Below are 3,101 nucleotides of genomic sequence, written 5' to 3' on the forward strand. Positions count from 1 at the left end.
GATCCGATGAGGAGGACCCGACGAGAAAGATGAGGACGACGAGGAATCAGCCCTCGATCAGCCCTCGTCGCGGATGAACGCCTCTACCCTGTCCCGGGCCTCGTTGTCGCGGTACTGCTCCGGCGGGGACTTCATGAAATAGGAGGAGGCGGAGAGGACCGGGCCGCCGATGCCCCGGTCGAGTGCGATCTTGGCGCAGCGCACCGCGTCGATGACCACCCCGGCGCTGTTGGGGGAGTCCCATACCTCAAGCTTGTACTCGAGGTTCAGCGGCACATCGCCGAAGGCACGTCCCTCGAGGCGGACATAGGCCCACTTGCGGTCGTCCAGCCAGGCGACGTAGTCCGACGGCCCGATGTGCACGTTGTCCCTGCCGAGGTCGTGGGAGACCTGGGAGGTCACGGCCTGCGTCTTGGAGATCTTCTTGGACTCCAGCCGCTCGCGTTCCAACATGTTCTTGAAGTCCATGTTGCCGCCGACGTTGAGCTGCATGGTCCGATCCAGGATCACGCCGCGGTCCTCGAAGAGCTTCGCCAGAACCCGGTGGGTGATGGTCGCGCCGACCTGTGACTTGATGTCGTCGCCGACGATCGGCACGCCGGCCGCGCGGAACTTCTCCGCCCACTCGGGCACCCCGGCAATGAACACCGGCAGGCAGTTGATGAAGGCGACGCCGGCGTCGATGGCGCACTGGGCGTAGAACTTCGCGGCGTCCTCGGAGCCGACCGGCAGGTAGCAGACGAGTACGTCGGCACGGGTCTCCCGCAGGGTTGCGACGACGTCAACCGGCGGTTCGTCCGACTCCTCGATGGTCTCCCGGTAGTAGCGGCCGAGGCCGTCGAGGGTGTGGCCGCGGCCGACGGTGACCCCGAGCGGCGGGACATCCGCGATCTTGATGGTGTTGTTCTCGCTGGCGGCGATGGCCTCGGAGAGGTCGCGGCCGACCTTCTTCGCGTCCACGTCGAACGCGGCGACGAATGTCAGGTCCGAGACATGGTACTCGCCCAGCCGCACGTGCATCAGCCCGGGGATCTGGGCCGACGGGTCGGCATCGCGGTAGTACTCGATCCCCTGGACCAGCGAGGCAGCGCAGTTGCCTACGCCGACAATGGCGACACGTACCGAGCCCATGACGGTCTGCTCCTTAGCTGAGATCTTCGTGGAAGTGGGTCATATGGGGCACGCAGCTCCGCCGCGGCATTCCCGATCATGCTGGTCGGGAACAGGGACCCGCTACGGGATGACGTTCATCGGGTGGTCGGGACCTCGCCGTCGGGGTCCTGGCCGGCTGTCCGCGGGGCCCGCCTGCTCCGGCCACGCCTGTTCACGTTCACGTTCAGGTGTGCGTCGCCGTCGGCAGGTGAGCCGCCATCCCGTGCGCGCGGGTCGTCCTGGCGGTCCGCCTGCGCCGGAGGGCTTCCCGGCCCGCTGGGGCGGGCTGGTTCGACGACGGGTACCCCCGGCTGCACGGATCCTGTGGACGGGGCTGTGGACAAACCTGTGGATCCTGTGGACAGCTGTGGTCTCTGGGTGCCGGCGGGGGTGCCGGCGCGTTCGGTCTCGATCAGCTCGTTCAGCCAGCGGACCTCACGTTCGACCGATTCCAGGCCGTGGCGCTGCAACTCGAGTGTGTAGGAGTCGAAACGCTCGACGGTCCGGGTCAGGGCCGATCGAACCTTCTCCCGGCGCTCCTCGAGCCGCCCGCGGCGACCTTCGAGGATGCGGAGGCGGACAGCGGCGTCCGTCTTCGAGAAGAAGGCGAAGCGCACGCCGAACATCTCGTCTTCCCAGGACGACGGTCCGCCCTCGCCCAGCAGGTCCGCGAGCTTCTCCTTGCCCTCGCCCGTCAAGGTGTAGACGACCCGACTGCGCCCGCCGAGACGGCTCGCGGCGCCGACGTCGTCCGCGGTGACGTAGCCGGCGGACGCGAGACGACGCAGACAGGGATAGAGCGAGCCATAGCTGAACCGGTGGAACGCGCCGAGGAGCGCCGCGAGCCGTTTGCGCAGTTCATAGCCGTGCATAGGGCTCTCGGAGAGCAGGGCGAGGACCGCCAGCTCCAGCATGATCCACCCCTTCTCGACCGTGATGCCCCGTGATGTCCCGTGATGCGCCGCCGACCGTTCCGCGGGCCGTGGTGGTCGACCACCACGGCCCGCGGAACGGTCGGCTCGACATATCGGAGCGATACATTGAGGATAGACGTCGCGGGACGAGCACCGCAACCAGGAATGACCAGTCGGCGACCGGGAGATGACAGATAGGCGCCCTGCCGGTGCATCCCGACCCCGGCCGGACCATCGGCCCCGCGCGGCCAGATCCCGGTGCGGGCGGGCTCGCACTGTCATCCGGATCACGGTCGGGATGTGGAGCTGGGAGACCGGTTTGGCGTCTGTGCGGACCGTCTGTGCGGACCGTCTGTCTGGAAGCCGGCTCCGGCGTACCGTTGCTGGCATGCGTCCGCGGTCGGTCATCGACTACGCGCTCGCCCGCCGGGCGACGCTGGCGGATCTCTTCGCGGGCAGGATCTCGTCGTTGGATGTCTGCGCCGCGCATCCTTATCTGCTGCGGGCGGCCAGGTACCACGGTGAGCGGACCACGAAGCGATGCCCGGTCTGCCGAGGCGGCGATCCGCTCATCCATGTCACCTACGCCTACGGCGACGAGCTCGGGGAGAGCTCCGGGCGGGTTCGCACCACCAGGGAGCTCCCCGCGCTCGCGTCGAGGTACAGCGAGCTGCGGATCTATGTGGTGGAGGTGTGTCCGCCCTGCGGCTGGAACCACCTGGTCACTTCTTATGTGATCGGGACGGGGGAGCCGAAGGCGAAGAAGCAGATCCGGCGGCGGACCGCGGACCGCTGACGGCTGGTCGTCCCCGAGAGGCGCAAAGGACGCCCTGCGCGAGGGGGCGGAATTCGGCGTGAGACCCTGGTCTGCCATGTGGGTCTCATGGCAGGTCCTGGCGTCGCATCCACCATGGGCTGACCTCGTCACAGCCTCGCCGGGTGAATGCGGCGAGTGAGCGAACATCACGTAGTCGGCCCCGGTCCGATGGTGGACCGGTGGTCGCCGGGATCGTGCACGGTCCGGGCCGAGACGGG

At 68.0% G+C, this 3,101-nt stretch carries 3 protein-coding genes; 1 reads left to right on the forward strand and 2 read right to left on the reverse strand.

The features are described from left to right. Positions 1 to 57: 57 nt before the first annotated feature. Entirely contained in the window at positions 58 to 1,131 is a 1,074-nt protein-coding gene (locus AC08ON_RS12395) for an inositol-3-phosphate synthase (RefSeq protein WP_476607667.1), read from the reverse strand. Between the two features lie 116 nt (positions 1,132 to 1,247). Next, the gene (locus tag AC08ON_RS12400) at positions 1,248 to 2,066 is read right to left on the reverse strand and encodes a PadR family transcriptional regulator (protein ID WP_476607668.1); all 819 of its coding nucleotides are present in this window, start codon (positions 2,064 to 2,066) and stop codon (positions 1,248 to 1,250) included. Positions 2,067 to 2,454: 388 nt separating this feature from the next. Here AC08ON_RS12400 and AC08ON_RS12405 point away from each other — a divergent pair, with 388 nt between their 5' ends. After that, positions 2,455 to 2,862, forward strand: a complete 408-nt coding sequence (locus AC08ON_RS12405; protein WP_476607669.1) for a DUF5318 family protein — start codon at positions 2,455 to 2,457, stop codon at positions 2,860 to 2,862. Positions 2,863 to 3,101: the final 239 nt, after the last annotated feature.

It is taken from the genome of Frankia sp. CoWAU3, assembly GCF_977971855.1.

Bases quoted from the DNA above. Each gene is read 5' to 3' on its own strand.
- AC08ON_RS12395 (WP_476607667.1), bottom strand. From the start codon at position 1,131: ATGGGCTCGGTACGTGTCGCCATTGTCGGCGTAGGCAACTGCGCTGCC.
- AC08ON_RS12400 (WP_476607668.1), bottom strand. From the start codon at position 2,066: ATGCTGGAGCTGGCGGTCCTCGCCCTGCTCTCCGAGAGCCCTATGCAC.
- AC08ON_RS12405 (WP_476607669.1), top strand. From the start codon at position 2,455: ATGCGTCCGCGGTCGGTCATCGACTACGCGCTCGCCCGCCGGGCGACG.